Origin of the sequence: Methylorubrum sp. B1-46, assembly GCF_021117295.1 — a bacterium.
Lineage (GTDB): Bacteria > Pseudomonadota > Alphaproteobacteria > Rhizobiales > Beijerinckiaceae > Methylobacterium.
This window is the reverse complement of the sequence record NZ_CP088247.1, coordinates 1053444-1080214: the sequence shown is the minus strand read 5'-3', so window position 1 is coordinate 1080214 and position 26771 is coordinate 1053444. Positions and strand designations below refer to the sequence as shown.

General features: G+C 67.5%; 21 protein-coding genes. 19 read left to right on the top strand and 2 right to left on the bottom strand.

Annotated features, from left to right (window positions below; genetic code table 11):
- Positions 1–5 precede the first annotated feature (5 nt).
- The 19 genes from nuoE to LPC10_RS05160 all read left to right on the top strand — a co-directional run bounded on the left by nuoE (position 6) and on the right by LPC10_RS05160 (position 25255).
- Positions 6–1238 (top strand): NADH-quinone oxidoreductase subunit NuoE, encoded by a 1233-nt coding sequence (gene nuoE / locus LPC10_RS05250; protein WP_231345764.1) that lies wholly within the window; start codon positions 6–8, stop codon positions 1236–1238.
- A 10-nt stretch (positions 1239–1248) separates the two neighbouring features.
- Positions 1249–2550, top strand: a complete 1302-nt coding sequence (gene nuoF, locus LPC10_RS05245; protein ID WP_231345763.1) for an NADH-quinone oxidoreductase subunit NuoF — start codon at positions 1249–1251, stop codon at positions 2548–2550.
- Positions 2551–2584: 34 nt separating this feature from the next.
- Entirely contained in the window at positions 2585–4651 is a 2067-nt protein-coding gene (gene nuoG, locus LPC10_RS05240) for an NADH-quinone oxidoreductase subunit NuoG (protein ID WP_231345762.1), read from the top strand.
- A 12-nt stretch (positions 4652–4663) separates the two neighbouring features.
- Positions 4664–5686, top strand: coding sequence for an NADH-quinone oxidoreductase subunit NuoH (gene nuoH, locus LPC10_RS05235; protein WP_108939003.1), 1023 nt, complete (start codon positions 4664–4666; stop codon positions 5684–5686).
- Positions 5687–5773: 87 nt separating this feature from the next.
- Positions 5774–6262, top strand: a complete 489-nt coding sequence (nuoI, locus tag LPC10_RS05230) for an NADH-quinone oxidoreductase subunit NuoI (protein WP_108939002.1) — start codon at positions 5774–5776, stop codon at positions 6260–6262.
- A 201-nt stretch (positions 6263–6463) separates the two neighbouring features.
- Positions 6464–7084: an NADH-quinone oxidoreductase subunit J gene (locus tag LPC10_RS05225; RefSeq protein ID WP_231345761.1), complete on the top strand. Its 621-nt coding sequence runs from the start codon at positions 6464–6466 to the stop codon at positions 7082–7084.
- Positions 7085–7089: 5 nt separating this feature from the next.
- Positions 7090–7395: an NADH-quinone oxidoreductase subunit NuoK gene (gene nuoK, locus LPC10_RS05220; RefSeq protein WP_003598182.1), complete on the top strand. Its 306-nt coding sequence runs from the start codon at positions 7090–7092 to the stop codon at positions 7393–7395.
- Positions 7396–7456: 61 nt separating this feature from the next.
- The gene (gene nuoL / locus LPC10_RS05215) at positions 7457–9562 is read left to right on the top strand and encodes an NADH-quinone oxidoreductase subunit L (protein ID WP_231345760.1); all 2106 of its coding nucleotides are present in this window, start codon (positions 7457–7459) and stop codon (positions 9560–9562) included.
- Positions 9562–11145, top strand: coding sequence for an NADH-quinone oxidoreductase subunit M (locus tag LPC10_RS05210; RefSeq protein ID WP_231345759.1), 1584 nt, complete (start codon positions 9562–9564; stop codon positions 11143–11145). The genes nuoL and LPC10_RS05210 overlap by 1 nt, the downstream gene beginning before the upstream one ends.
- Positions 11142–12581, top strand: coding sequence for an NADH-quinone oxidoreductase subunit NuoN (gene nuoN / locus LPC10_RS05205; RefSeq protein WP_231345758.1), 1440 nt, complete (start codon positions 11142–11144; stop codon positions 12579–12581). Before LPC10_RS05210 ends, nuoN begins: the two co-directional genes overlap by 4 nt.
- A gap of 5 nt (positions 12582–12586) precedes the next feature.
- Positions 12587–13480 (top strand): biotin--[acetyl-CoA-carboxylase] ligase, encoded by an 894-nt coding sequence (locus LPC10_RS05200; protein ID WP_231345757.1) that lies wholly within the window; start codon positions 12587–12589, stop codon positions 13478–13480.
- A 19-nt stretch (positions 13481–13499) separates the two neighbouring features.
- Entirely contained in the window at positions 13500–15173 is a 1674-nt protein-coding gene (locus LPC10_RS05195; RefSeq protein ID WP_231345756.1) for a ribonuclease J, read from the top strand.
- Positions 15174–15310: 137 nt separating this feature from the next.
- Positions 15311–15715: a methylmalonyl-CoA epimerase gene (gene mce, locus LPC10_RS05190; RefSeq protein WP_017486707.1), complete on the top strand. Its 405-nt coding sequence runs from the start codon at positions 15311–15313 to the stop codon at positions 15713–15715.
- Between the two features lie 125 nt (positions 15716–15840).
- The gene (locus tag LPC10_RS05185; RefSeq protein WP_231345755.1) at positions 15841–16179 is read left to right on the top strand and encodes a DUF1467 family protein; all 339 of its coding nucleotides are present in this window, start codon (positions 15841–15843) and stop codon (positions 16177–16179) included.
- Between the two features lie 475 nt (positions 16180–16654).
- Positions 16655–17980, top strand: a complete 1326-nt coding sequence (gene proS / locus LPC10_RS05180; protein ID WP_231345754.1) for a proline--tRNA ligase — start codon at positions 16655–16657, stop codon at positions 17978–17980.
- Between the two features lie 12 nt (positions 17981–17992).
- Positions 17993–19312, top strand: coding sequence for a lipoprotein-releasing ABC transporter permease subunit (locus tag LPC10_RS05175; RefSeq protein ID WP_231345753.1), 1320 nt, complete (start codon positions 17993–17995; stop codon positions 19310–19312).
- Between the two features lie 14 nt (positions 19313–19326).
- A complete protein-coding gene (locus LPC10_RS05170; protein ID WP_231345752.1) occupies positions 19327–20037 on the top strand; it encodes an ABC transporter ATP-binding protein in 711 nt (236 codons plus the stop codon).
- 672 nt (positions 20038–20709) lie between these two features.
- Positions 20710–24231, top strand: a complete 3522-nt coding sequence (dnaE, locus tag LPC10_RS05165; RefSeq protein ID WP_231345751.1) for a DNA polymerase III subunit alpha — start codon at positions 20710–20712, stop codon at positions 24229–24231.
- 238 nt (positions 24232–24469) lie between these two features.
- Positions 24470–25255 carry a lytic transglycosylase domain-containing protein gene (locus LPC10_RS05160; RefSeq protein ID WP_231345750.1) on the top strand — a complete coding sequence of 262 codons (786 nt, stop codon included), beginning with the start codon at positions 24470–24472 and terminating at the stop codon, positions 25253–25255.
- Between the two features lie 106 nt (positions 25256–25361).
- On the opposite strand, the gene LPC10_RS05155 is transcribed toward LPC10_RS05160, so the two are convergent.
- A complete protein-coding gene (locus tag LPC10_RS05155; protein ID WP_231345749.1) occupies positions 25362–26057 on the bottom strand; it encodes a gamma-glutamylcyclotransferase in 696 nt (231 codons plus the stop codon).
- A 254-nt stretch (positions 26058–26311) separates the two neighbouring features.
- On the bottom strand, positions 26312–26704 hold the full coding sequence (locus tag LPC10_RS05150) for a hypothetical protein (RefSeq protein ID WP_231345748.1): 393 nt from the start codon (positions 26702–26704) through the stop codon (positions 26312–26314).
- Positions 26705–26771 lie beyond the last annotated feature (67 nt).

The following is a 26771-nucleotide window of genomic DNA, read 5'->3' as shown; positions in this document are numbered from 1 at the left end:
ACGCCATGGCGAACCGCAGGCTAGCCCCCGCCGCCGAGCAGCCCCAAGACTTCGCGTTCACTCCGGAGAACGCCGACTGGGCCCGCGGCCAAATCGAAAAGTATCCGGAAGGTCGGCAGGCCTCGGCCGTGATTCCGCTCCTGTGGAAGGCGCAGGAGCAGAATGGCGGCTGGCTGCCGCAAAAGGCGATCGAGGCGGTCGCCGATCAGCTCGGCATGCCGCATATCCGCGTGCTGGAGGTTGCGACCTTCTACACGATGTTCGCTCTGGAGCCGGTCGGCCGGTTCTGGATTCAGGTTTGCGGCACCGTGCCCTGCGATTGCTGCGGGGCCAAGGAGCTGAAAGCTGCGCTCCACGAGCGTCTCGGCCCCTCCGGCCACGTCTCGGCGGACGGCAATTTCTCCTGGCTCGAAGTCGAGTGCCTCGGCGCCTGCTGCAACGCGCCGATGGTGCAGATCAACCAGGACTATTACGAGGATCTCACCCCTGAGAGCCTGAACAAGCTCATGGACGATCTCGCCGCCGGCCGCCCCGTCAAGGTCGGCTCGCAGATCGGCCGGATCTCCTCCGAGCCCAAGGACGCGGTCCACACCCTGACTGACGAGAGCCTGTTCGACGGCTCCCGCGTCGGCGCGTGGCGCAAGCGCTTCGAGCAGACGGAAGGCGCCGGCGAGGAAGGCATCAAGAAGGATGAGGCTGCCTCGACCGAGGCCCGCGTCAAGGACGAGACTAAGCCGGCTCGCCCGCAGGCCGGGCGCGCCAACGAGTCGAACGCCGTCGATGCCCCCGCCGAGCGGGCGAGTGCCGGGGAGGTGCCGGTGAAGCCGGAGGATCGCGCGCAGGCGCGCGATGCCGCGCCGCCGCCTGCCCAGAATCCGGCCGTCGAGGAAGACAGGGTCCTGCGCACCGAGCCGCCGCATCATCCGGCGACGGTCGGCGCCGGCGACGACGTGCCCGAGGGCGAAAGCCCGGAGGCCCGCGCCGACGCGGCCGGAACCCGTCCGAGGGGACTCGACGCGCCCCGCGACGACCGCCCCGACGACCTGACCAAGATCAAGGGCATCGGCCCGATCAACCAGCGCCGCCTCAACGACCTCGGCGTCTGGCATTACGATCAAGTCGCGGCTTGGTCGCCGCAGGAAGTCGCCTGGGTTGGCGCCTACCTCGCCTTCCCCGGCCGGATCGACCGGGAGAACTGGGTCGGACAGGCGTCCGACCTTAGCGGCAGCAAGGGTTGAGGAGCGGATCATGCTCTCCGATCAGGATCGCATCTTCACCAATCTCTACGGCCAGCACTCGCCGGGGCTCGATGCCGCGAAGAAGCGCGGCGCGTGGGACGGCACCAAGTTCCTGCTCGACATGGGCCGGGATTGGATCATCGACGAGATGAAGGGCTCAGGGCTCCGCGGTCGCGGCGGCGCCGGCTTCCCCACCGGCCTCAAATGGTCGTTCATGCCCAAAAAGTCCGACGGGCGCCCGCACTACCTCGTCGTCAACGCCGACGAGTCGGAGCCGGGCACCTGCAAGGACCGGGAGATCATGCGGCATGACCCGCATCTCCTGATCGAAGGCTGCATGCTGGCCTCCTTCGCCATGGGGGCGCATGCCTGCTACATCTATATCCGCGGCGAGTACGTGGCGGAGAAGTTCGCGCTTCAGCGCGCGGTGGACGAGGCCTACGAGGCGCGCCTCGTCGGCAAGTCCAACGTCCACGACTACCCCTTCGACATCTACGTTCACCACGGCGCGGGCGCCTATATCTGCGGCGAAGAAACGGCGCTGATCGAGAGCCTCGAGGGCAAGAAGGGGATGCCGCGGCTCAAGCCGCCCTTCCCGGCCAATATGGGCCTCTATGGCTGCCCCACGACGGTGAACAACGTCGAGTCGATCGCGGTGGCCGGCACGATCCTGCGCCGCGGCGGCGCGTGGTTCGCTGGCCTCGGCGGCAAGAACAACACCGGCACGAAGCTGTTCTGCGTGTCAGGCCACGTCAACAAGCCGTGCAACGTCGAGGAAGAACTCGGCATCACCTTCCGCGAACTGATCGACAAGCATTGCGGCGGCATGCGCGGCGGCTGGGACAACCTGCTCTGTTCCATCCCCGGCGGCTCGTCGGTGCCGCTGGTGCCAGCCGAGCAGATCATCGACGCCAAGATGGACTTCGACACCCTGCGCAATCTCGGCTCGGGGCTGGGCACCGCGGCGGTGATCGTGCTCGATAAGTCGACCGATATCGTCGGCGCGATCGCCCGCATCTCGTACTTCTACAAGCACGAGTCCTGCGGCCAGTGCACGCCCTGTCGCGAGGGCACCGGCTGGATGTGGCGCGTGCTGACGCGCATGGCCGCGGGCCGGGCGCAGAAGCGCGAGATCGACATGCTGCTCGAAGTCACCAAGCAGGTCGAGGGCCACACGATCTGCGCGCTCGGCGATGCCGCTGCTTGGCCGATCCAGGGCCTGATCCGGCACTTCCGGCCCGAGATCGAGAAGCGGATCGACCAGTACAGCGCGAACCCGCACATGGATGCGGTGCCGATGGCGGCGGAGTGAGCGCCGCCCCGATGCTCACCTTCGAGATGACCCGATGACCAAAATCCTCATCGACGGCACCGAGGTCGATGTTCCGGCCGATTACACGCTGCTGCAGGCCTGCGAGATCGCGGGCGCGGAGATCCCGCGCTTCTGCTTCCACGAGCGGCTGTCGATCGCCGGCAATTGCCGCATGTGCCTCGTCGAGCTGAAGGGCGCGCCGAAGCCCGTGGCGTCCTGCGCCTACGCGGTGAAGGATTGCCGTCCCGGCCCGAACGGCGAGCCGCCGGAGGTGCTGACGCGCTCCGGCACGACGAAGAAGGCGCGCGAGGGGGTGATGGAGTTCCTCCTCATCAACCACCCGCTCGATTGCCCGATCTGCGACCAGGGCGGCCATTGCGATCTGCAGGATCAGGCGATGGCCTACGGCGTCGACTCGACCCGCTACAGCGAGAACAAGCGGGCGGTCGAGGAGAAGTATATCGGCCCGCTGGTGCGCACGGCGATGAACCGCTGCATCCACTGCACCCGCTGCGTCCGCTTCCTGGCGGAAGTGGCCGGCGTGCCGGATCTCGGCGCCATCGGCCGCGGCGAGGACATGGAAATCACGAGCTACCTCGAACAGGCGATGGGCTCGGAGCTTCAGGGCAACGTCGCCGATCTCTGCCCGGTCGGCGCTCTCGTCCACCTGCCGCAGAGCTACAACGTGCGCCCGTGGGAGCTGCACAAGACCGAATCCGTCGACGTGATGGACGCGGTGGGCTCGGCGATCCGTATCGATGCCCGCGGCCGCGAGGTGATGCAGATCGAGCCGCGCATCAGCGAGGAGATCAACGAGGAGTGGATCTCCGACAAGACGCGCCACGTCGTCGACGGCTTGCGCCTCCAGCGCCTCGATCGCCCGTTCCTGCGCGAGAACGGCCGCCTGCGCCCCGCTTCCTGGGGGGAGGCCTTTTCGGCGATTGCCGCCAAGGTAAAAGGCGCCGATCCCAAGCGCGTCGGCGCCCTCGTCGGCGACCTTGCCGGTGCGGAAGAGATCTTCGCCCTCAAGGCGCTGATGGGCTCGCTCGGCGTCATCAACCTCGACGCGCGCCAGACGGCCGAGGCGATCGATCCGGCCTGGGGCCGGGCCGCCTACACGCTCGGCGCGACCATCCCCGGCATCGAGCAGGCGGACGCGATCCTGATCGTCGGCGCCAACCCGCGCACGGAAGCCTCGCTCCTCAACGTGCGCATCCGCAAGCGCTGGCGCATGGCCCCGGTCTCCATCGGCCTGATCCTCGACGAGCAGCCGGACCTGACCTACCCCTACACCTATCTCGGCGCCGGCACCGACACGCTCGGCTCCATCGCCAAGGGCGAGCACAGCTTCCTCGACGTGCTGAGGAAGGCCGAGCGTCCGCTCGTCATGGTCGGCGAAGGCGGCCTCGGCGCGCTCGCCGCTGCCGCGGCTTTGGCCAAGGATGTCGGGGCGGTGACCGAGGGCTGGAACGGCTTCGGCGTGCTCAATACGGCGGCCGCCCGCGTCGGTGCCCTCGATCTCGGCTTCGTACCGGGGGAGGGCGGCTTGAGCTTCACGCAGATGCTGGAGCCGGGTGCGCTCGACGTCGTATTCAACCTCGGCGCCGACGAGCGGGTGATCGGGCCGGGCGCCTTCGTGATCTACCAGGGCACTCACGGCGATGCCGGCGCGAGCCGCGCTGACGTGATCCTGCCGGGCGCGGCCTACACCGAGAAGAGCGCGACCTACGTCAACCTCGAGGGCCGGGTGCAGATGGCCAACCGCGCCGGCTTCCCGCCGGGCGACGCCCGCGAGGATTGGGCGATCCTGCGCGCGCTCTCCGACGTGCTCGGCAAGCGCCTGCCCTACGATTCGCTCGCCGCACTCCGCAAGGCGATGTATGCGGCGTATCCGCATCTCGCGGCGGTCGGCCAGGTCGGAGCCTGCGACGCGGCGGCCACCCTCGATCGGCTCGCCGCCCTTCCGGGCACGGCGGAGAAGGCGGCCTTCTCCACGCCGATCGCCGACTTCTACCTGACCAACCCGATCGCCCGCGCCTCGCGGGTGCTCGCCGAGTGCTCCGGCCTCGCCCGGGGCCGCGCCCTCGAAGCGGCGGAATAAGGGACGCCCGCGATGACCTTCTGGGAAGTGCTCGGCACCGTCCTCCTGATCGCATTGAAGAGCTTCGTGCTGCTGGCAGCACTCCTCGTCTTCATCGCCTACGCGCTGCTCGCCGACCGCAAGATCTGGGCGGCGGTGCAGCTGCGCCGCGGTCCGAACGTGGTCGGGCCCTGGGGCCTGTTCCAGTCGTTCGCCGACCTCTTGAAGTTCGTGCTGAAGGAGCCGGTGATCCCGGCGGGCGCCAACAAGGCGATCTTCCTGCTGGCGCCGCTGGTCTTCGCGATGCTGGCGCTGGCGTCCTGGGCGGTGATCCCGCTCGCCGACGGCTGGGCGATCGCCGACATCAATGTCGGCATCACCTACATCTTCGCGATCTCCTCGCTCGGCGTCTACGGCGTCATCATGGGCGGCTGGGCCTCGAACTCGAAATACGCCTTCCTCGGCGCGCTCCGCTCGGCGGCGCAGATGATCTCCTACGAAGTCTCTCTCGGCTTCGTCATCATCTGCGTGCTGCTCTGCGCCGGCTCGCTCAACCTCTCGCGCATCGTCATGGCGCAGGACACCGCGCTCGGCCTGTTCGGCTGGTACTGGCTCTGGCTGTTCCCGATGTTCGGCGTGTTCTTCGTCTCGGCGCTCGCCGAGACCAACCGCCCGCCCTTCGACCTGCCGGAGGCCGAGTCGGAACTCGTGGCGGGCTACATGGTCGAGTATTCCTCGACGCCGTACCTGCTGTTCATGCTCGGCGAGTACGTGGCGATCATGACCATGTGCGCGCTCGGCACGGTCCTGTTCCTCGGCGGCTGGCTCTCGCCGATCCCGTTCGCGCCCTTCACCTGGGTGCCCGGCGTGATCTGGTTCACGCTGAAAGCCAGCTTCCTGTTCTTCATGATCGCCATGGTGAAGGCCATGGTGCCACGCTACCGCTACGACCAGCTCATGCGGCTCGGCTGGAAGGTGTTCCTTCCGCTCTCGCTGATCTCGGTCATCGTCGTCGCCTTCGTCCTCAAGCTGACCGGCCTCGCGCCGGGAGCCTGATCGCAACCCTTCTGATGTCGCATTTCCCGCGCGCGAGCCGGTAACCACCTTGCTCGGGAATGCTTCCAGAGAATCGGAGATCGCGCCGTGAAGCTCGATCAGGTCGCCAGAAGCCTCCTCCTGAAGGAGTTCGTGTCGGGGTTCTTCCTCGCCATGAAGTACTTCTTCAAGCCGAAGGCCACGATCAACTATCCCTTCGAGATGGGACACCGCGGACCGCGCTTCCGCGGTGAGCATGCGCTCCGCCGCTATCCCAACGGCGAGGAGCGCTGCATCGCCTGCAAGCTTTGCGAGGCGATCTGCCCGGCCCAGGCCATCACCATCGAGGCCGGCCCGCGCCGCAACGACGGCACGCGGCGCACTACGCGCTACGACATCGACATGGTGAAGTGCATCTATTGCGGCATGTGCCAGGAGGCCTGCCCGGTGGATGCCATCGTCGAGGGGCCGAACTTCGAGTTCTCGGTCGAGACCCGCGAGGAGCTGCTCTACGACAAGCAGAAGCTGCTCGAGAACGGTGATCGCTGGGAGCGCGAGATCGCCCGCAATATCGCGATGGATGCGCCCTACCGCTAGTCCGCCGCCGGTTGTGCCTCGCACAGCCCAGTTCTATAGAGCATCGTCCCGAAAGGCGGCTTCCGGCTTTCGAAAAAGACGATGCGGAAACAGGAGCCTAGCGCGTCATCCTGGACGCGCTAGACGGGCCGCCGCCTGCGGCCGAGGGTCCACCGAGGCAGAAGGGAGCCGCTCGCTGGAGCGGCCGATGCTGAAAATCGCATGACCGCAGCCGCCGCCTTCTTCTATCTCTTCGCAGGCTTCGCCGTAGCCTCGGGCTTCATGGTGATTGCTGCCAGGAATCCCGTCACCTCGGTGTTGTTCCTGATCCTCGCCTTCGTGAACGCCGCCGGGCTGTTCGTGCTGATGGGCGCCGAGTTCCTGGCGATGATCCTCGTCGTCGTCTATGTCGGCGCCGTCGCGGTCTTGTTCCTCTTCGTCGTGATGATGCTCGACGTGGACTTCGCCGCGCTCCGCCAAGGTTTCCAGCGCTACCTGCCGATCGGCGGCCTGATCGGCGCGATCTTCCTGATCGAGCTGCTGCTGGTGGTGGGCACCTGGACGATCGATCCGGGCCTCGTGCAGGCGCCGCTGGGACGGGCCGCCCACGGTGAGACTGCCACGAACACCGAAGCGCTGGGCCGCGTGCTCTACACGGACTACGTCTATGCCTTCCAGATCGCCGGCCTGATCCTGCTGGTGGCGATGATCGGTGCCATCGTGCTGACCCTGCGCGAGCGCACCGGCGTGAAGCGCCAGGACATCACCGTGCAGAACGCCCGCACGCAGGCGATGGCGGTCGATACCATCAAGGTGCCCTCGCGGCAGGGCGTGGAGGTCTGAGGCCGATGATCGGATTGAGCCACTACCTGACGGTTGCCGCGATCCTGTTCACGCTCGGCGTGCTCGGCATCTTCATCAACCGGAAGAACGTCATCGTCATCCTGATGTCGGTCGAGCTGATCCTGCTCGCCGTGAACATCAACCTCGTCGCCTTCTCGACCCATCTCAACGACATCACCGGGCAGGTCTTCGCCCTGTTCGTGCTGACGGTGGCCGCGGCCGAGGCCGCGATCGGTCTGGCGATCCTGGTGGTGTTCTTCCGCAACCGCGGCTCCATCGCCGTCGAAGACGTGAGCATGATGAAGGGCTGACGCTCCCTCCCAAAGAGAGCCCCGTCCCCTTCGTCCGCCTGCTGCGAGGCACGACCGACCCATGTATCACGCGATCGTCTTCTTCCCGCTGATCGGCGCCCTGATCGCCGGCCTGTTCGGCCGGTTCATCGGCGCGCGGATGAGCGAACTCGTGACGACGGGCTGCCTTGCCTTCGCGGCCCTGCTGTCCTGGGGCGCCTTCTTCCTCGTGACCGGTGACGGTCGGGCCGAGACCGTGCCCGTCGCGCAGTGGTTCAGCGCTGGCGACCTCGTGGTCGATTGGGCCTTCAAGGTCGACACGCTGACCGCGGTGATGCTCGTCGTCGTGACCTCGGTCTCGACCCTCGTGCACCTCTACTCCATCGGCTACATGCACGAGGATCCGCACCGGCCGCGCTTCTTCGCCTACCTGTCGCTCTTCACCTTCGCCATGCTGATGCTGGTGACGGCCGACAACCTCGTGCAGATGTTCTTCGGCTGGGAGGGCGTCGGCCTCGCGAGCTACCTGCTGATCGGCTTCTGGTACGAGAAGCCCTCGGCGAATGCGGCGGCGATGAAGGCCTTCATCGTCAATCGCGTCGGCGATTTCGGCTTCTCGCTCGGCATCTTCCTGGTGTTCGTGCTGACCGGCTCGGTCGGGTTCGACGCGATCTTCGCGAAAGCCCCGGAGCTGAAGGACGCGACCTTCCACTTCCTCGGCCATGACTGGCACGCTCTGACGCTGGCCTGCCTGCTGCTGTTCATGGGCGCCATGGGCAAGTCGGCGCAGTTCCTGCTGCACACTTGGCTCCCCGACGCGATGGAGGGACCGACCCCGGTCTCGGCGCTGATCCACGCCGCCACCATGGTCACCGCCGGCGTGTTCATGGTCGCGCGCCTGTCGCCGCTCTTCGAGCTGGCCCCGACTGCGCTCACCGTCGTCACGGTCATCGGCGGCATCACCGCCTTCTTCGCGGCGACCGTCGGCCTCGTGCAGAACGACATCAAGCGGGTCATCGCCTACTCGACCTGCTCGCAGCTCGGCTACATGTTCGTCGGCCTCGGCGTCGGCGCCTACGCCACGGGCGTGTTCCACCTCTTCACCCACGCTTTCTTCAAGGCGCTGCTGTTCCTTGGCGCCGGCTCGGTCATCCACGCGATGCACCACGAGCAGGACATGCGGAACATGGGCGGCTTGCGCCGCTACATCCCCTTTACCACGGCGATGATGACGATCGGCACCATCGCGCTGATCGGCTTCCCCTTCACCTCTGGCTACTACTCCAAAGACGCGATCATCGAGGCGGCCTACATGTCCGACCGCCCCGGCCACGTGCTGGCGTTCCTCGCCACCGTAATCGCCGCGCTGATGACCTCGTTTTACTCCTGGCGCCTGTTCTTCCTCACCTTCGAGGGACCGCAGCGCTGGGTCACGCACGGCGCCCATGGTCACGACGATCACGCTGCGCATGATCATGCCCACGCGGCGTCCGCTCACCAGGCCGACGGCGCGCCGGGCCATCACGAGGGCGTCGCTCACGATGACAAGGGCCACGATATCGAGCCCGCCTCGCACAGCGCGATCGAGCACCACGACGATCATGCCCACACGCCGCACGAGAGCCCGCTCGTGATGACGATCCCGCTTGCGATCCTGGCCTTCGGCGCCCTGTTCGCCGGCCTGATCTTCAAGGAGCGCTTCATCGGGCACGACATGGACAAGTTCTGGGGCAATGCGCTGCCGCACGGCTCCGGCAACGACATCATGCACAAGATCCACGATGCGCCGGGCTGGGTCGCCGCCTCGCCCTTCGTGATGCTGGTGCTCGGCTTCCTCTTGGCCTTCTGGATGTATATCCGCCGGCCCGACATGCCGCACCGCATCGCGGAGTCTCAGCCGATCCTGTACCGCTTCCTGCTCAACAAGTGGTACTTCGACGAGATCTACGACCGGATCTTCGTGCGGCCGGCCAAGAACTTCGGCCTGTTCCTCTGGAAGGAGGGCGACGGCCGCATCATCGACGGGCTGGGCCCGAACGGCATCTCGGCCCGGGTCGTGGACATCACCCGCGGCGTGGTCCGCCTCCAGACCGGCTACGTCTACCACTACGCCTTCGTGATGCTCGTCGGGGTCGCCGGCCTGATCACGTGGTACCTCGTCTCCGGCGTGCCTGGGGGGACCCACTGATGCTCGGCCTCGGTATTCTCTCCGGGCTCCTGATCGTCCCGCTCGCGGGCGCCGCCTTCATCCTGACCCTAGGTGAGGAGACGGCGGCGGTGAAGCGCAATGCCCGCTGGGCCGCGCTGATCACCACGATCGTCACCTTCCTGCTCTCGCTGGCTGCCTGGGCCCGCTACGACATCGCGTCCCCGAGCTTCCAGCTCGTCGAGAGCCATGCGTGGCTGGCCGAGACGATCCGGTTCAAGCTCGGCGTCGACGGCTTCTCGATGCCGCTGATTCTGCTGACCACCTTCCTGATGCCGTTCTGCATCGGGGCCTCGTGGCTGTCGGTCGAGAACCGGGTCAAGGAGTACTTCGTCGCCTTCCTGGTGCTGGAAACGACGATGATCGGTGTGTTCTGCGCCCTCGATCTGGTGCTGTTCTACCTGTTCTTCGAGGCTGGTCTGATCCCGATGTTCCTCATCATCGGCATCTGGGGCGGCAAGCGGCGCATCTACGCGAGCTTCAAGTTCTTCCTCTACACGCTGCTCGGCTCCGTGCTGATGCTGCTCGCCATCATGGCGATGTACTGGGAGGCCGGCACCACCGACATCCCGACGCTCCTCCAGCATCGCTTCCCCGTCGGGATGCAATGGTGGCTCTGGCTCGCTTTCTTCGCCTCGTTCGCGGTGAAGATGCCGATGTGGCCGGTCCATACCTGGCTCCCCGACGCCCACGTCGAGGCGCCGACCGCGGGCTCGGTGATCCTGGCCGGCATCCTGCTGAAGATGGGCGGCTATGGCTTCATCCGGATCTCGCTGCCGATGCTGCCGGATGCGTCGGCCGAGTTCGCGCCTCTGGTCTTCGCGCTGTCGGTGATCGCGATCATCTTCACCTCGCTCACCGCGATGATGCAGACCGACATCAAGAAGCTGATCGCCTACTCCTCCGTGGCGCATATGGGCTTCGTGACGCTCGGCCTGTTCACCCTTAACGAGCAGGGCATCCAGGGCGCGCTGTTCCTGATGATCTCGCACGGCATCGTCTCGGGCGCGCTCTTCCTCTGCGTCGGCGTCGTCTACGACCGGATGCACACCCGCGAGATCGCCGCCTATGGCGGCCTCGTGAAGCGGATGCCACTCTACGCCGCCGCGATGATGGTCTTCACCATGGCCAATGTCGGCCTTCCCGGCACGTCGGGCTTCGTCGGCGAGTTCCTGGCGATGACGGGCGCCTTCAAGGCCAACCCGACGGTCGCCTTCTTCTCGGTCTTTGGCATCATCCTGTCGGCGGGCTACGCGCTGTGGCTCTACGCCCGGGTGATCTACGGGAAGCTCGACAAGCCTAACCTCCAGGGCATCCTCGATCTCGACACGCGCGAGAAAATCATCATCGCGCCGCTCGTCGCGCTGACGATCTGGTACGGCGTGCATCCGGCCCCCGTGCTCGACACCTTCGCGCCCTCCACCGAGGCGCTGGTGCAGAACATGCGCGGCGCACTCGGCAACACGCAGACCGCCGAGGCCGCCGCCAAGGCGGCGAAGCTCGCGGCGGCCGAGAACATGGCTGGACCTGAGTCCCAGAAAACCGTCGAGGCCGCCGCGCGATGACCCCGATCCAGTCCGTCCTGCCGGCGATCACGCCGGTCCTGCCGGAGATCGTCCTGAGCGTCGGCGCTTTGCTGCTCGTGCTCTACGGGGCGTGGCGCGGCGAGCGCTCGTCCGAGGGCGTCAATGTCGGCGCGCTGATCCTCCTGATCTTCACCTTCTTCCTCGTCGTCTCGCAGACGGGCAACGTGACGACGCTGAACGGCGCCTTCATCGCCGACCCGTTCGCGCGGGTGATGAAGTCGCTGATCCTGATCGGCTCGGCGGCGACGATCCTGCTCTCGCGCGACTACTTCCAGCGCGAGCGCATCGACCGGTTCGAGTATCCGATCCTGATCGTGCTCTGCACCATCGGCATGATGGTGATGGCCTCGGCCAACGACTTGATCTCGCTCTATCTCGGGCTGGAACTGCAATCGCTCGCCGCCTACGTCATCGCCGCCTTCCACCGCGACGATGTGAAGTCCACGGAAGCGGGCCTGAAGTACTTCGTGCTCGGCGCGCTCTCCTCCGGCATGCTGCTCTACGGCGCCTCGCTGGTCTACGGCTTCACCGGCACCGTTTCGTTCCCCGGCATCGTCACGGCGCTCAACGGCGCGACGAGCTTCGGCATCGTGCTCGGCATCGTGTTCGTGGCCGCGGGCGTCGCCTTCAAGCTGGCGGCGGTGCCGTTCCACATGTGGACGCCGGACGTCTACGAGGGCTCGCCGACGCCGGTCACCGCCTTCTTCGGCTCCGCCCCGAAGATCGCCGCCATGGCGATGACGGTACGCGTCTTCATCGGCGCCTTCCCCGACGTGACGGCGGTCTGGCAGCAGATCATCGTGTTCGTCTCGATCGCCTCGATGGCGCTCGGATCCTTCGCCGCCATCGGCCAGCGCAACATCAAGCGCCTGATGGCCTATTCCTCCATCGGCAATGTCGGCTACGCGCTGATCGGGCTCGCCGCCGGCTCGGAGGAGGGCGTGCGCGGCGTCATCATCTACATGGTGATCTACCTCGCCATGACGCTCGGCGCCTTCGCCGTGCTGCTGTCGCTCCGCCGCAAGGACAAGATGTTCGAGACGATCGACGATCTCTCGGGCCTCTCGCGCACGCATCCGTGGCTGGCCTTCTGCCTCGCCGCGATGATGTTCTCGCTTGCCGGCATCCCGCCGCTCGCCGGCTTCTTCGCGAAGTTCTACGTCTTCGCCGCCGCCATCAAGGCGGGGCTGGTGACGCTCGCCGTCGTCGGCGTGGTGACCTCGGTGGTGGGTGCGTTCTACTACCTCCGCCTCGTCAAGGTGATGTACTTCGACGAGGCCAAGGCCCCCTATGAGCGGATCCCGCCGGGCTCGGCCATCGTGCTCGGCGTGTCGAGCGCCGTCGTCGTGCTGTTCTTCCTCGTCCCGGCCCCGTTGGTCGCGGCGGCGGGTGATGCGGCAAAGGCGCTGTTCTGAGGCGGATGCAGTTCCGCTTAAGTCAGGCGGCCCGGTCCGAGGGATACCGGCTTCACAGCCACGACCGGCTCGATTCGACCAACAGCGAGGCGATGCGCCTCGCCCATGGCGGCGAGGTGGGCCCGCTCTGGGTCACGGCCCAACGCCAGGAAGCCGGCCGCGGCCGCCGCGGTAATGCCTGGACCTCACCGGAGGGTAACCTCGCCGCGAGCCTGTTGCTGCCGGTGGCGGGTGTCGCGCCGGAGATGGTGGCAACCCTGGGGTTCGTCGCCGGTTGCGCACTCGTAGACGCTTTGCGCGACGCCTGCCGTTCAGCCCCCTCTCCCCGTAGGCAGGGAGAGGGTCGTGACGACCTCGTCGTCGTCGAAGTCCTCTCCCCGCATGCGGAGAGAGGGGATGCGCTGGCGCCGCAGGGCATTGCTCCCTCAAACGCCGCTATCCATTTGAAATGGCCGAACGACGTCCTCGCTGACGGCCAAAAGCTCGCCGGTATCCTGCTGGAGGCCGAGACGCTGCCGGGTGGGCGACGGGCAGTCGTGGTCGGCTTCGGTGTGAATATCGCGGCCACACCCGAGTGTTTGCCCTATCCGGCGGCGGCGCTCTCGGCGTTTTCCGCGGCGGATGCGCCGATGCTGCTCGAATTCCTGTCGGAACGATTTGTCGAAGCCGTCCGGATCTGGAACAAGGGGCGCGGATTCTCGAATATCCGGCGGCGGTGGCTTGAGCGCGCGGCGGGGGTAGGGGCCCCCGTGTCGGTTCGCATGGCCGAGGCCACGCTGACGGGCATGTTTGAAACGATCGACGAGGGGGGGCGGCTCGTGATCCTCGCCCCGGATGGAACCCGACGAACCGTGACGGCGGGCGAGGTGCATTTCGGAAGTGCCGCGACGGCGGCCTGAGACTGGATAGACGGACAAGATGACGACACGGCAGGACGAACTCGTCTTCGTGCCGCTCGGCGGCGTGGGCGAGATCGGCATGAATGCAGGCCTCTACGGGATCGGACCCGAGAAGCAGCGCAAATGGATCATGGTCGATTGCGGGATGGGCTTTGCCGGCGAGGAAGGGCTGCCGGGTGTCGACCTGATGTTCCCCGACCTCACCTTCATCGAGGAGCGCAAGAAGGACCTCCTCGGCATCTTCATCACCCACGCGCACGAGGACCATATCGGCGCCATCTCGGAGCTGTGGCCGCGCATTAAGGCGCCGGTCTACGCCACGCGCTTCGCCAAGCAGCTTCTGGAGACACGTCGTCTCTCCGAGCCCGGCGCGCCGAAGGTCGATCTGCGCGAGATCAAGCCGGGTCGGCGTGTCACCGTCGGTCCGTTCGAGATCGAATTCGTGCCGGTGGCCCACTCGATTCCCGAGTCGAATGCGGTGGCGATCCGCACCGAGCACGGCCTCGTGCTCCATACCGGCGACTGGAAGCTCGACGACACGCCGGTGGCCGGCGACACGACCTCGCCGGAAGCCTTCACCAGGCTCGGCGACGAAGGCATCCTGGCGCTGGTCTGCGATTCCACCAACGTCCTGCGCGAGGGCCGCTCGCCGAGCGAGTCCGAGGTCTCCGCGACTCTGCGCAAGCTGATCGAGAACGCGCCGCATCGTGTGGCGGTGACGACCTTCGCCTCTAACGTCGCGCGCATCCGTGCCGTGGCGGAAGCCGCCCAGGCCTGCGGGCGTCAGGTCATCGCCGTCGGGCGCGCCATGGACCGGGTCATCGATGTCGCCCGCGAATGCGGCTACCTCGACGGATTGCCGGACTTCCTCTCGGCGGATTCCTTCTCGCACATCCCACGCGACAAGGTGGTCTGCCTGCTCACCGGCTCGCAGGGCGAGCCGCGGGCGGCCATGTCGCGGGTGTCGCGCCACGACCATCCGGCGATCTCGCTGACGGCCGGCGACCGGGTGATCTTCTCCTCGCGCGCCATTCCCGGCAACGAGCGCGATGTCGGCGCCATCATCAACGACCTGATCGAGGACGGCATCGAGGTCATCACCGACCGCACCGAACTCGTCCACGTCTCCGGCCATCCCCGCCGCGAGGAGATGGTGGCGATGTATTCCTGGACCCGGCCGAAGGCGGTCGTGCCGGTTCACGGCGAGGCGCTGCATCTCGACGAGCACGCGCGTTTCGCCCGTTCGCAGGGCGTCGAGTCGGTGATCAAGGCCCGCAACGGCGCGGTGGTCCGTCTCGCGCCGGGCACGCCCGAGGTGGTCGAGCACGTCCGCGCTGGGCGGCTCTATAAGGACGGCAATGTCCTGATCGACTCCAAGGACCGGGCGATCCCCGAGCGGCGTAAGCTCTCGCAGACCGGCATCGTCTCGGTGGCGCTCGCCATCGACGAGCGCGGCGAGATGGCCGGCGATCCGGCGGTGGACATCATGGGCCTGCCCAATCGCGGCCGGAGCGGCGAGCCGCTGCTCGACACCGTGGTCGATACGGTCAACCGAACGATCAATGGCCTGTCGCGCGGCAAGATGAAGGACTCGGAGGCCGTGGAGATCGCGGTCGACCGCGCCGTGCGCTCCGCCGTCAACGAGGCCTGGGGCAAGAAGCCCGCCTGCCACGTGCAGGTGGTGGAGGTGTGATAGTCTAAAGACACGCCCGGTCAGTGCGAGGCGAAGCCGAAGCAATCCAGCGATCCGCATCATTCCCCGATGTCGCGCCGCTGGATTGTTTCGCTGCCGCGCGCAATGACGGGATCAGGGTTGGGAGGCAGGAAAAGATGATCGGACGGCTCAATCACGTCGCCATCGCGGTGAAGGATCTCGACGCGGCGACCGCAGTCTACCGCGACACGCTCGGCGCCAAGGTCACCGAGCCCCTGCCGCAGCCCGAGCACGGCGTGACGGTGGTGTTCGTGGAACTGCCCAACAGCAAGGTCGAGCTGATGTCGCCGCTCGGAGAGAACTCGACGATCCAAGGCTTCGTCGACAAGAACCCGGCCGGCGGCATCCACCACGTCTGCTACGAGGTCGAGGACATCATCGCGGCCCGCGACCAGATGAAGGCGGCTGGCGCCCGCGTGCTCGGCACCGGCGAGCCGAAGATCGGCGCCCACGGCAAGCCGGTGATCTTCCTCCACCCCAAGGATTTCCTGGGCACGCTGGTGGAACTGGAGCAGGTCTGAGCGACCGCCTCCGGTTCGAGAGCATCGTCCCGAAAGGTGGTCCCCGGCTTTCTGGACGATGCAAGAACAAGAGTGAGGAGATCGGTCGGGCCCCGGCCCGGCCGCTGCATGATTGTTTGAAAACGATGACCCGTTCGCCTCTTCGCACCGTCACCGCCTCGACGCCGCTGACTCTCCTGACGGTGGCGGTGCTGGTCGCGCTGTTCGCGACGGTGGCCGTGAAGGGGTTCGAGCTGACGGTGTTCGGCGCGCTGGCGCTCTACTTCGTCCTGTGGTGGACCTTCCTGTTCGCGATCCTGCCGCTGGGCAATGCCGCCGAGGCCGATCCGCACCGGCTGGTGCCGGGCCAGGATCCGGGGGCGCCCGCGAGCCCGCGCCTGCGCGAGAAAGCGCTGCTGACGACCGTACTGGCCGCGTTCGCCTTCTTCGTCGCGCTGCTGATCTTCCCGCTCGCCCGCCTGTAGTCGCGAAAGGCGACGGACGCCGCAGGCCGAGGATCCCGCAAGGCACGAGAAGAGCCACAGTCCAAAAACAAAAAGCAAGGCACGAGGCCTTGCTTTGGAAAACCGAAGTATTTTTCAGCCTAGATTATATCGCGCATTGCTTGCGGCGCGTTGGCTGATTGTTCCTCCCAAGACCCGGACCGTGCGCTGCCTCGTGGACTGCGACCATCACGGCGCTGCTTATAGGAAGAAGATTTCCCGGTGTCATCAGGGGAGAGACGGTTCGCAGCGCTTTTTTGCAAGGGGCGCGGCAAACCGTCTCTTCAGCTGGTCGACGCGGCGGCCCACCGGCGCTTCGCCGGCTTCCTTCCGCCTCATTGCCGTCCGATCCTGTGTTCGCAGGGCGCTTGTGTTTTGCGGGGGCAATGTGTTGTGTGCCCTCGCATGCTGGCCTAGCTCCTCTCCGGCTGCGCCTGCCCGCTTCCAAGGTCGAACGATGCGTCTCTCCCGCTACTTCCTGCCGATCCTGCGCGAGACGCCCAAGGAAGCGGAGATCGTCTCGCACCGCCTGATGCTGCGCGCCGGCATGATCCGCCAGGAGGCCGCCGGCATCTACGCTTGGCTGCCGCTGGGTCTGCGCGTCCTCAACAAGGTCTGCGACGTGATCCGCGCCGAGCAGGACCGCGCGGGCGCCATCGAGATCCTGATGCCGACGATCCAGGCCGCCGATCTCTGGCGGGAATCCGGCCGCTACGAGGCCTACGGCAAGGAGATGCTGCGCCTGAAGGACCGGCACGAGCGCGAGTTGCTCTACGGGCCGACGGCAGAGGAGGTTGTCACCGAGATCTTTCGCGCCAGCGCGCGCTCCTACAAGGATCTGCCCAAGAACCTCTATCAGATCTCGTGGAAGTTCCGCGACGAGGTGCGCCCGCGCTTCGGCACCATGCGCTCGCGCGAGTTCCTGATGAAGGACGGCTACTCCTTCGACCTCGATCAGGCCGCCGCGCGCCACTCCTACAACAAGGTCTTCGTCTCCTATCTCCGCACCTTCGAGAGGCTCGGCCTTCGAGCCATTCCGATGCGCGCCGACACGGGCCCCATCGGCGGCGATCTCAGCCACGAGTTCATCATCCTGGCCAAGACCGGTGAGAGCGAGGTCTTCTGCGACCGCGCCTATCTCGACATGCCGGTGCCGCCGCCGTCCGTCGATTTCGACGACGTGGCGGGCTTGCAGGGCGTGGTCGATGCCTGGACCTCGCACTACGCCGCCACCGACGAGATGCACGACGAGGCGGTCTTCGCCGAGGTGCCGGAGACCGCGCGCCTCTCCGCCCGCGGCATCGAGGTCGGCCACATCTTCTATTTCGGCACCAAGTACTCGACGCCGATGAAGGCGGTCGTCACCGGTCCCGACGGCCAGGAGCGGCCGGTCCATATGGGCTCCTACGGCATCGGCCCGAGCCGGCTCGTTGCGGCCACCATCGAGGCGAGCCACGACGAGGCCGGCATCATCTGGCCGGACGCCATCGCCCCCTTCGACGTGGCGCTGATCAACCTCAAGGTCGGCGATGCCGCCTGCGACGGGGCCTGCGCCGAGATCCAGGTGGCGCTGGAGACGGCCGGCCTCTCCGTGCTCTACGACGACCGTGACGAGCGGCCGGGCGCCAAGTTCGCCACCGCGGATCTCATCGGCCTGCCCTGGCAGGTGATCGTCGGCCCGAAGGGGCTGGCCGAGGGCAAGATCGAGCTGAAGCGCCGCGCCAGCGGGGAGCGCGAGACCCTCGATCCCGTCGATCTTCCCGCTCGCATCCGTCGCGTCTGAGGACCGGCCGCGATGGCGCTCGCGTTGGGTAAGGCTGGCGTCTCCTTGAAGGGCGTCTTGGCACGGCTGAAGAACGCCCGCGCGAGCGCCTCCACGCCGCCCTTCGCCGGGTTCGAGTGGATCATCGCCGGCCGCTACCTGCGGGCGCGGCGCCGGGGCGGCGGCGTCTCGGTGGTGGCTCTGTTCTCGGTGCTCGGCATCGCGGTCGGGGTCGCCACCCTCATCATCGTGCTCTCGGTGATGAACGGCTTCCGCTCGGAACTGCGCTCCAAGATCATCGGGCTGAACGGCCACGTCTTCGCCGCGCCGATCGACCGCCTCTTCACCGATTACGTCGATCTCTCCGACCGGCTGGAGAAGGTCGCGGGCGTGCGCGCCGTGGTGCCGATGGTGCAGGGGCAGGCCTTCGCCTCCTCGCCCTATGGCGGATCCGGCGTGCTCGTGCGCGGCGTGCGGGAAGCCGACCTGCCGAAGATCCCGGCGGTCTCCGGCGCGATCAAGAGCGGCACGCTGGAGGGCTTCGACACCGGCGAAGGGGTCGCACTCGGCAAAAGGCTCGCCGATTCCCTCGGCCTCCAGGCGGGCGATCAGGTCACCCTCTCGACGCCGAAGGGGGCGAGCACGCCCTTCGGCACCGCGCCCCGCACCAAGGCCTACACCGTCAAGGCGATCTTCGAGATCGGTGTGACCGATTTCGACACCACCATGGCCTTCATGCCGCTCGCCGAGGCGCAGGCCTTCTTCAACCGCGACGGCGACGTCAGCGTCATCGAGATCTACATCGACAACGCCGACGCGGTCGGCGAGATGCGCGAGCCCCTGGAGATGGCGGCCGAGCGGCCGATTCTACTGACCGACTGGCGCCAGACCAACCGCACCTTCTTCGGGGCCCTGGAGGTGGAGCGGAATGTGATGTTCCTGATCCTCAACCTCATCGTCATCGTGGCGACCCTCAACATCATCTCGGGGCTCATCCTGCTCGTGCGCGACAAGTCCTCGGACATCGCGATCCTGCGCACGATGGGGGCGACGCCGGGCACGATCATGCGGGTCTTTCTCATCAACGGAGCGCTGATCGGCCTCGTCGGCACGGCGATCGGCCTCATCGGCGGGGTGCTGTTCACCCTCAACATCAAGCCGATCCAGCGCACCCTGTTTCCCACCGCCTGGGACCCGACCGTGCGCTTCCTCGCCGAGATTCCGGCGGAGATGAACACGAACGAGGTCGTCATCATCGTGGTCACCTCGGTGCTGCTATCCCTGGTGGCGACACTTTATCCCTCCTGGCGCGCCGCCCGGCTCGATCCGGTGCAGGCCCTGCGCTACGGCTGACGGAACGCCCCGATATGGCTCAGACGAATGCCGGCGGCGCCCAGCCCGTGCCGGCCCTGTTCTTCGCGGGCGTCCAACGCCGCTATCAGCAGGGGGAGGGCGCGCTCGAGATTCTGCGCGGCACCGATCTCGCGATCTGGCCCGGCGAACTGGTCGCCCTGGTGGCGCCCTCGGGGGCCGGCAAGTCGACCCTGCTCCACATTGCCGGCCTCTTGGAGCGGCCGGACGGCGGCGAGGTCTATATCGGCGGCCAGCCGACGGCCGGCATGTCGGATGGCGAGCGCACCCGCCTGCGGCGCGAGGAGATGGGCTTCGTCTACCAGTTCCACCACCTGCTGCCGGAGTTCTCGGCGCTGGAGAACGTGGTGCTGCCCCAACTCATCCGCGGGCTCGCCCGCAAGGAAGCGGAGGCCCGCGCCGCCGAACTGCTGAGCTTCCTCGGCCTCAAGGACCGCCTGCCGCACCGCCCGGCCGAACTCTCGGGCGGCGAGCAGCAGCGCGTCGCCATCGCCCGCGCCGTCGCCAACGGCCCCCGCCTGCTGCTGGCCGACGAGCCGACCGGTAATCTCGATCCGCAGACCTCGGGCCGGGTGTTCAGCATCCTGCTCCAGCTCGTGCGCGCCTCCGGTCTCGCGGCGCTGATCGCGACCCACAACATGGAGCTCGCCGCCCGCATGGACCGGCGGGTGACGATCCGCGACGGCATGATCGAGCAGGTGGGCTAGGGGCGACGCTCGGAAACGCCCGCTTCAACCTCGTACCCCCGGCCGATGCGGGCTGCCGGTCGATCCGCTCCGCTGCATTTGCGAGGCGGAGCCGAAGCGATTCAGATCACGCTCCGTCCGGAACGGTCACGCGGCTGGATCGCTTCGCTGGCGCTCGCGATGACGGAGAAAAGGCGGCGCCTCGTCCTACGCACCTGGACTGGACCCAGAGCGCACCCGGACTCATCCGGCGCTCGCGCCCTCATGCGTCGCTTGTGGCCCTAGCAACACATCGTTCACCCTTCCGCTGAGTTGCCGCGTCCCCAGGCTTTACACAGAACAAAACAGGAACAAAAATCACTCCATCAACAGGGAGTGGAAGCCATGACCAAGCGCGTGTTCCTCACCAGCGTCGTCGAGTTCACCGCCTTCGGCCTGCTCTTCGGTGCCGTTGCGCTCTGGGCGGTAGCTTTGGCGCCGATCCGTTAAGCGATCCTGTTTCGTTCCCGGCGGCGGCGGGCGATGCACAGGAAAGCGGAGCCTGTTGGCCGAAAGCGGGAAATCGACCGCCCGAGCTGATGCGGCCGGGGCACGGGCGGTGGATATCCGTGGCCCATGCACCGAAGCGCATCGACTCCGTGACCCTGAATCGGGATCCTGGCCGGCCCCGTGAGGCCGAGCAAAAAGATCCCGATGGCGCGCACGCTCAAAGAAGTCGGCTTCGTCCACCTCCACGTCCATTCCTCCTACTCGCTGCTCGAAGGGGGCGTGAAGGTCGCTGACCTCGTCAAGGCGGCGGCCGCCGACCGGCAGCCCGCGCTGGCGCTCACCGACACCAACAACCTGTTCGGCGCGCTGGAATTCTCGGAGAAGGCCGCCGGCACCGGCATCCAGCCGATCGCCGGCCTCCAGCTCACGGTCTGCTTCGAGGCGCCCGACCCGATGGCGCGGATGCCGCAGGCCGGCTGCGCCAACATCGTGCTGCTCGCTCAGGACGAGACCGGTTACGGCAACCTGCTGCGGCTCGGCAGCCGCGCCCATTTCGACGGTCCGCTCGGCGCCGCTCCCAACCTCGCCGTCTCGGCGCTCGAGGGCAATGTCGACGGGCTGATCGGCCTGACCGGCGGGCTCACGGGCCCGCTCGACACCGCCTTGCGCGCCGGCCGCGCCGATCAGGCGGCGCGTCGCTTGGAGGTGCTGAAGGCGGCGTTCGGCGAGGAGCGCCTCTACGTCGAGATCCAGCGCCACGGCCTCGACGACGGCCCAGCCGTCGAGCGTGAGCTGCTGCGGCTCGCCGACGGCAACGGCCTCGGCATCGTCGCCACCAACGAGCCGTTCTTCGCCAAGCCCGGCGATTACGACGCCCACGACGCCCTGCTCGCCATCGCGGACGGCCGCCTCGTCTCCGACGAGCGCCGCCGCCGGCTGACGCCGCGGCACGCCTTCACCACACGCGCCGCGATGATGGAGCTGTTCCGCGATCTGCCGGACGCGCTCGCGGCCTCCGTCGAGATCGCCATGCGCTGCGCCGTCCGGGCGCGCACCCGCAAGCCGATCCTGCCGAACTTCGCCAGCGTCGCCGCGGGCGAGGCTCCGCCCATGGCCGAGGTGCTGGCCGAAGCGGCCGACGCCCCGGTCCAGGCGGTGGCCGCCGACGAGCCGACCGAGCTGTGCCGCCAGGCCGAGGCCGGGCTGGGCTTACGCCTGAAGCAGCACGGCACCGCGCCGGGTTTCACGGAAGAGGATTACCGCGCGCGGCTGAAGTTCGAGCTCGACGTCATCGTCAAGATGAAGTTCCCGGGCTACTTCCTGATCGTCTCCGACTTCATCAAGTGGGCCAAGGACCACGACATCCCCGTGGGACCCGGCCGCGGCTCCGGCGCGGGCTCGCTGGTGGCGTGGTCGCTCCTCATCACCGATCTCGATCCGCTCCGCTTCGGCCTGCTGTTCGAGCGCTTCCTCAACCCCGAGCGCGTCTCGATGCCGGACTTCGACATCGATTTCTGCGTCGAGGGCCGCGAGCGCGTGATCCGCTACGTGCAGCAGCGCTACGGCGAGCGGCAGGTCGGGCAGATCATCACCTTCGGTACGCTACTGGCCCGCGGCGTGCTGCGCGACGTCGGCCGCGTGCTGGAGATGCCGTACGGGCAGGTCGACAAGCTGACCAAGCTCGTGCCGCAGAACCCGGCCAACCCCGTGACCCTGGCGCAAGCCATCGAGGGCGAGCCCAAGCTGCAGCAGGCGATCGAGGAAGAGCCGATCGTCGCCCGCCTCATCGAGATCTCGAAGAAACTGGAGGGCCTGCACCGCCACGCCTCCACCCACGCCGCCGGCGTGGTGATCGGCGACCGGCCCCTCGAGGAACTGGTGCCGCTCTATCGAGACCCGAAGACGGGCATGCGGGTGACCCAGTTCAACATGAAGTGGGTCGAGCAGGCCGGCCTCGTCAAATTCGACTTCCTGGGCCTCAAGACCCTCACCATGCTGCGGTGCTGCACCGACTTGCTGAAGCAGCGCGGCATCGAGGTGGATTTGGCTCAAATCCCGCTCGACGACCCGAAAACCTACGAGCCGATGGGGCGCGGCGAGACGGTGGCGGTGTTCCAGGTGGAATCCGCCGGCATGCGCAAGGCGCTGTGCGAGATGCAGGCCGACCGCTTGGAGGACATCATCGCGCTGGTGGCGCTCTACCGGCCGGGCCCGATGGCCAACATCCCGGTCTATTGCGAGCGCAAGCTCGGGCGCGACGCCGGCAACGAGGCGAGCTGGTATCCGCACCCGATGCTGGAGCCGATCCTGCGGGAGACCTTCGGGATCATCGTCTACCAAGAGCAGGTGATGGAGGTCGCGAAGGTTCTGGCCGGCTACACGCTGGGCGAGGCCGACATGCTGCGGCGCGCCATGGGCAAGAAGATTAAGGCGGAGATGGACGCTCAGCGCGACCGCTTCGTGAAGGGCTGCCTGGAAAGCGGAATCCCTCAGGCGAAGGCCAACGAGATCTTCGACCTCTTGGCGAAGTTCGCCGATTACGGCTTCAACAAGTCGCACGCCGCGGCCTACGCGCTCGTGACCTACCAGACCGCCTATCTCAAGGCGAACCATCCGGTCGAGTTCCTGGCCGCGGCCATGACGCTCGATATCGACAACACCGACAAGCTCGCCGAATTCCGCCAGGACGCGCAGCGCCTCAAGATCACTGTCGAGCCGCCTTCGGTGAACACCTCGGGCGTGGTCTTCGATGTGAAGGAGGGCCGCATCCTCTACGCGCTCGCCGCGATCAAGGGCGTCGGCCGCGCGGCGGTGGAGTCGATCGTCCAAGCCCGCGGCGACAAGCCGTTCAAGGATCTCGCCTGCTTCGCCCGGCGTCTCAACCCGCGCCACGTCAACAAGCGCACGCTGGAGAACCTGATCGCGGCCGGTGCGCTCGACTGCATCGAGCCGGACCGGGCACGGGCCTGGGCCGCGGTCGAGCCGATGATGAAGATGGCCCAAGGCGCGGCCGAGGCCGAGACCTCCGGCATCACCGACATGTTCGGCGGCGTCGCTTCCGCCGACGTGGCGCTTCGTATTCCGCCGCACGAGTTCTGGACCCACACCGACAAGCTCAAGCGCGAGTGCGACGCCATCGGCTTCTTCCTCTCGGGCCATCCGCTCGACGAGTACGGGCCGATCCTCCAGAAGCTGCGGGTTCAGTCCTGGGCCGATTTCTGCCGGGCGGTGCGGGCGGGCACGGCCAGTGTCGGGCGGATCGCCGCCTCGGTGCTCGACCGTTCGGAACGGCGCACCAAGAGCGGCAACAAGCTCGGCATCGTCATCCTCTCGGACCAGACCGGCCACTTCGAGGCGATCATCTTCTCCGAGGGGCTGAACCAGTACCGCGACATCCTCGAGCCCGGCCGACCGCTGGTGCTGACGATCCAGGCGAACCTCGAGGGCGAGGACGTGCGCGCCCGCATCACCACCGCCGAGCCCCTCGATCAGGCCGCCGCCCGCCACCAGAAGGGCATGCGCATCTTCCTGCGCGACGACCGCGCCTTGAGTTCGGTCCAGCAGCGCCTGACCCTGCGCGGCGAGGGCGAGGTCTCGCTGATCCTGATCCTCGACGGCGGCGAGCGCGAGGTCGAAGTCCGCCTGAAGGACCGTTATCAGGCCACCCCGCAGGTCGCGGGCGCGCTGCGCGCCGTGCCGGGCGTGGTGCAGGTCGAGGTGAACTGAGGCCGCGGCCGGCCCAACACTCCGGTAACCAAACCGATCTCGTCCGCCAAATAGGGGTGTGACACTTCCCTTCGTGCCTCACCGCCGCCACAGCTCGGTGATTCTGCCAAGGTATGGTTCGGCCAAGTCGGAGACCGGGCGTGCATTCCCCTGAGTGGAACGCGCTCGGCTCCGCGGAGCGGCTGAAGCCCTGCGATTGCCGCGGCGCCGAGCAGGCCGCTGCCTGATGGAGTGTGGGATGACCGGACACGGTTTGAGAATGGTGGCGGTGGCCGCCCTGATGGGGCTCGCCGGCACGGCGCAGGCGGCGCAGTGCGGCAACAATGCCGCCGGCTTCGAGGCCTGGAAGGACGAGTTCATCGCCGAGGCCAAGGGCCGGGCGAGCCCGGCGGCGCTCGCAGCACTCGCCAACACCTCCTACTCCACCGCCACCATCTCGGCCGATCGCGGCCAGAAGAGCTTCAAGCTCTCGCTCGATCAGTTCCTGGCCAAGCGCGGCGGCAACACCATCGTCTCGCGCGGGCGCGCCCTGAAGGCGCAGAACGCGGCGCTCTTCGCCTCGATCGAGCAGCGCTACGGCGTGCCGCCGGGCCCGCTCCTGGCGATCTGGGGCATGGAGACCGGCTTCGGCGCTGTGAAGGGCAACGTCAACACCCTCTCGGCGGTCGCGACACTGGCCTACGATTGCCGCCGCTCGGCCTTCTTCACCGATCAGCTCTACGCCGCGCTTAAGCTCGTCGACAGCGGCGTGCTGACGCCCTCGACCCGCGGCGCGGCCCACGGCGAGGTCGGTCACACCCAGTTCCTGCCGAAGAACGTCCTGACCTACGGCGTCGGCGGCAGCCTCGACAGCGCCCCGGTCGCGCTGAACTCCACGGCGAACTTTCTCAAGGGACACGGCTGGCAGCGCGGCGCGGGCTACCAGCCCGGCGAGCCGAACTTCGCCGCGATCCAGGGCTGGAACGCGGCCGGCGTCTACCAGCGCGCCATCGCGCTCCTCGGCGCCCGGATCGACGGGCAGTAGTCCGTCTCGCCGTCACGGCGAGCGGCGCGAAGCCGTCCAGGACGCGACCGTGCCGGATCGGGCGGCGCCCTGGATCGCTTCGGCCTCGCCTCGCGATGACGGAGACCTACCCGCGGGCGGTGCGCCCGTCCCGCAGGCGCTCGGCCACGAGCGCCTGGAGAGACCACAGGTGCCGATCGTGGATGCCGAGCCGGCCGCAAGCCTCCACGGTGCGGAACAGATATTCGGCACTCGGGCCCAGATGTCCGCAAGCCGCCGCGATCCTGTCCGCGATCTCTTCGTCGGAGAGGCGCCCGGCGTAGCGGTCGCTTCTACGGTTCACCATGAAGGTCAGCGCCGTGACCGGCCCGGCCGCGGTCTCTACCTTGACCCAGCGCCCCTCGTAGCCCTTGCCCTTCATCTCCCGCCGCCAGACCGGCATCAGGGTCGCGTGCGGATCGGTCTCGTCCAGGCGGAAGGCGACGCCGCGGCAGGTCCCACCCCGGTCGAGCCCGAGCACGAAGCCCGGCTTCTCCGGCGTGCCGCGAAACCGCCGCTGCAGCAGGCAGAAGCGGCGGTGCCAGCCCCGCAGGAGGCCGAGCCGCTGCTCGGTAAAGGCGAATTCCGGGCTCCACAGCAGCGAGCCGTAGGCGAACACCCAAAGTCCGCCCTCAGACGAGGCCCGCCGCGCCAGCATCGCTTCGAGTTCGGGCGCGAGGTCGTCGTCCGGGAGCAGCGTCAACGCGTTCGGATCGTCGGGAACGGTGTCGGGATGGGCACGGGCGATGAGGTCGAGGGAGAGCGACAGGGGGCGGGAAGCCATCAGGCCGGAAGGGACCATTTTTGCGTGCGCGTGCGCAACCCCGGTGTCGCGGCCTGTTTGACCGAACTGGACTGGCGTCTCCAACAATCCTCATGCTGAGGAGATACGCCAGCAGCCTCGAAGCACGCCGCCCCGTTTCAACGGCACCCGTTCCGTGGGAGCGGCCGTTCCGGGGGGCTTCGAGGCCGAGCTTTCGCTCGGCACCTCGGCATGAGGAGCGAGGCGTTTTCCAAGCGCTTCAGGCAGCCAGGCGCTCAACCCCCCGGCGAATCCAGCTCCGGAAACGGCTCGCTGCGGTGCCCCTCGCAGACTTCCTCCTCGTCGCGCAGGACGGTGAGGGCGCCGGCCTCCTCCCGCACCACGAGCTTCGGTCGCTCCGGCTTGCCGAAGGTGCGGCCGCTCATCCGGGTCGAGACGCAGGTGAGTTGGCGGCCGCCATCCTCGAACGGGCCGGCGATGCGGCTGTGCGCGAACCGCACCGGAATCAGCGAGACCGAGCCGAAGGCGACCTGACGCAAGGCCAAAGCCGCGATCCGCTCGCGGAGGGTGCCGGTGGAGGCGGAGGGCGAAGGCGGGGCGGCGGCCGCGGTGCAGCCGCCAACCGTGAGGACCATCGCCAGCACCACCCCGCCGCGCCGCCCGACCATCGCCGAATCTCCCATTGCGGGAAAAGCTTAGCGGTTTCGATCAGGGCGGGAAATGGATTCGCCATCG

Coding starts and splice junctions, on each gene's coding strand:
- nuoE (WP_231345764.1), top strand. CDS start 6: ATGGCGAACCGCAGGCTAGCCCCCGCCGCCGAGCAGCCCCAAGACTTC.
- nuoF (WP_231345763.1), top strand. CDS start 1,249: ATGCTCTCCGATCAGGATCGCATCTTCACCAATCTCTACGGCCAGCAC.
- nuoG (WP_231345762.1), top strand. CDS start 2,585: ATGACCAAAATCCTCATCGACGGCACCGAGGTCGATGTTCCGGCCGAT.
- nuoH (WP_108939003.1), top strand. CDS start 4,664: ATGACCTTCTGGGAAGTGCTCGGCACCGTCCTCCTGATCGCATTGAAG.
- LPC10_RS05225 (WP_231345761.1), top strand. CDS start 6,464: ATGACCGCAGCCGCCGCCTTCTTCTATCTCTTCGCAGGCTTCGCCGTA.
- nuoK (WP_003598182.1), top strand. CDS start 7,090: ATGATCGGATTGAGCCACTACCTGACGGTTGCCGCGATCCTGTTCACG.
- nuoL (WP_231345760.1), top strand. CDS start 7,457: ATGTATCACGCGATCGTCTTCTTCCCGCTGATCGGCGCCCTGATCGCC.
- LPC10_RS05210 (WP_231345759.1), top strand. CDS start 9,562: ATGCTCGGCCTCGGTATTCTCTCCGGGCTCCTGATCGTCCCGCTCGCG.
- nuoN (WP_231345758.1), top strand. CDS start 11,142: ATGACCCCGATCCAGTCCGTCCTGCCGGCGATCACGCCGGTCCTGCCG.
- LPC10_RS05200 (WP_231345757.1), top strand. CDS start 12,587: ATGCAGTTCCGCTTAAGTCAGGCGGCCCGGTCCGAGGGATACCGGCTT.
- LPC10_RS05195 (WP_231345756.1), top strand. CDS start 13,500: ATGACGACACGGCAGGACGAACTCGTCTTCGTGCCGCTCGGCGGCGTG.
- mce (WP_017486707.1), top strand. CDS start 15,311: ATGATCGGACGGCTCAATCACGTCGCCATCGCGGTGAAGGATCTCGAC.
- LPC10_RS05185 (WP_231345755.1), top strand. CDS start 15,841: ATGACCCGTTCGCCTCTTCGCACCGTCACCGCCTCGACGCCGCTGACT.
- proS (WP_231345754.1), top strand. CDS start 16,655: ATGCGTCTCTCCCGCTACTTCCTGCCGATCCTGCGCGAGACGCCCAAG.
- LPC10_RS05175 (WP_231345753.1), top strand. CDS start 17,993: ATGGCGCTCGCGTTGGGTAAGGCTGGCGTCTCCTTGAAGGGCGTCTTG.
- LPC10_RS05170 (WP_231345752.1), top strand. CDS start 19,327: ATGGCTCAGACGAATGCCGGCGGCGCCCAGCCCGTGCCGGCCCTGTTC.
- dnaE (WP_231345751.1), top strand. CDS start 20,710: ATGGCGCGCACGCTCAAAGAAGTCGGCTTCGTCCACCTCCACGTCCAT.
- LPC10_RS05160 (WP_231345750.1), top strand. CDS start 24,470: ATGACCGGACACGGTTTGAGAATGGTGGCGGTGGCCGCCCTGATGGGG.
- LPC10_RS05155 (WP_231345749.1), bottom strand. CDS start 26,057: ATGGCTTCCCGCCCCCTGTCGCTCTCCCTCGACCTCATCGCCCGTGCC.
- LPC10_RS05150 (WP_231345748.1), bottom strand. CDS start 26,704: ATGGTCGGGCGGCGCGGCGGGGTGGTGCTGGCGATGGTCCTCACGGTT.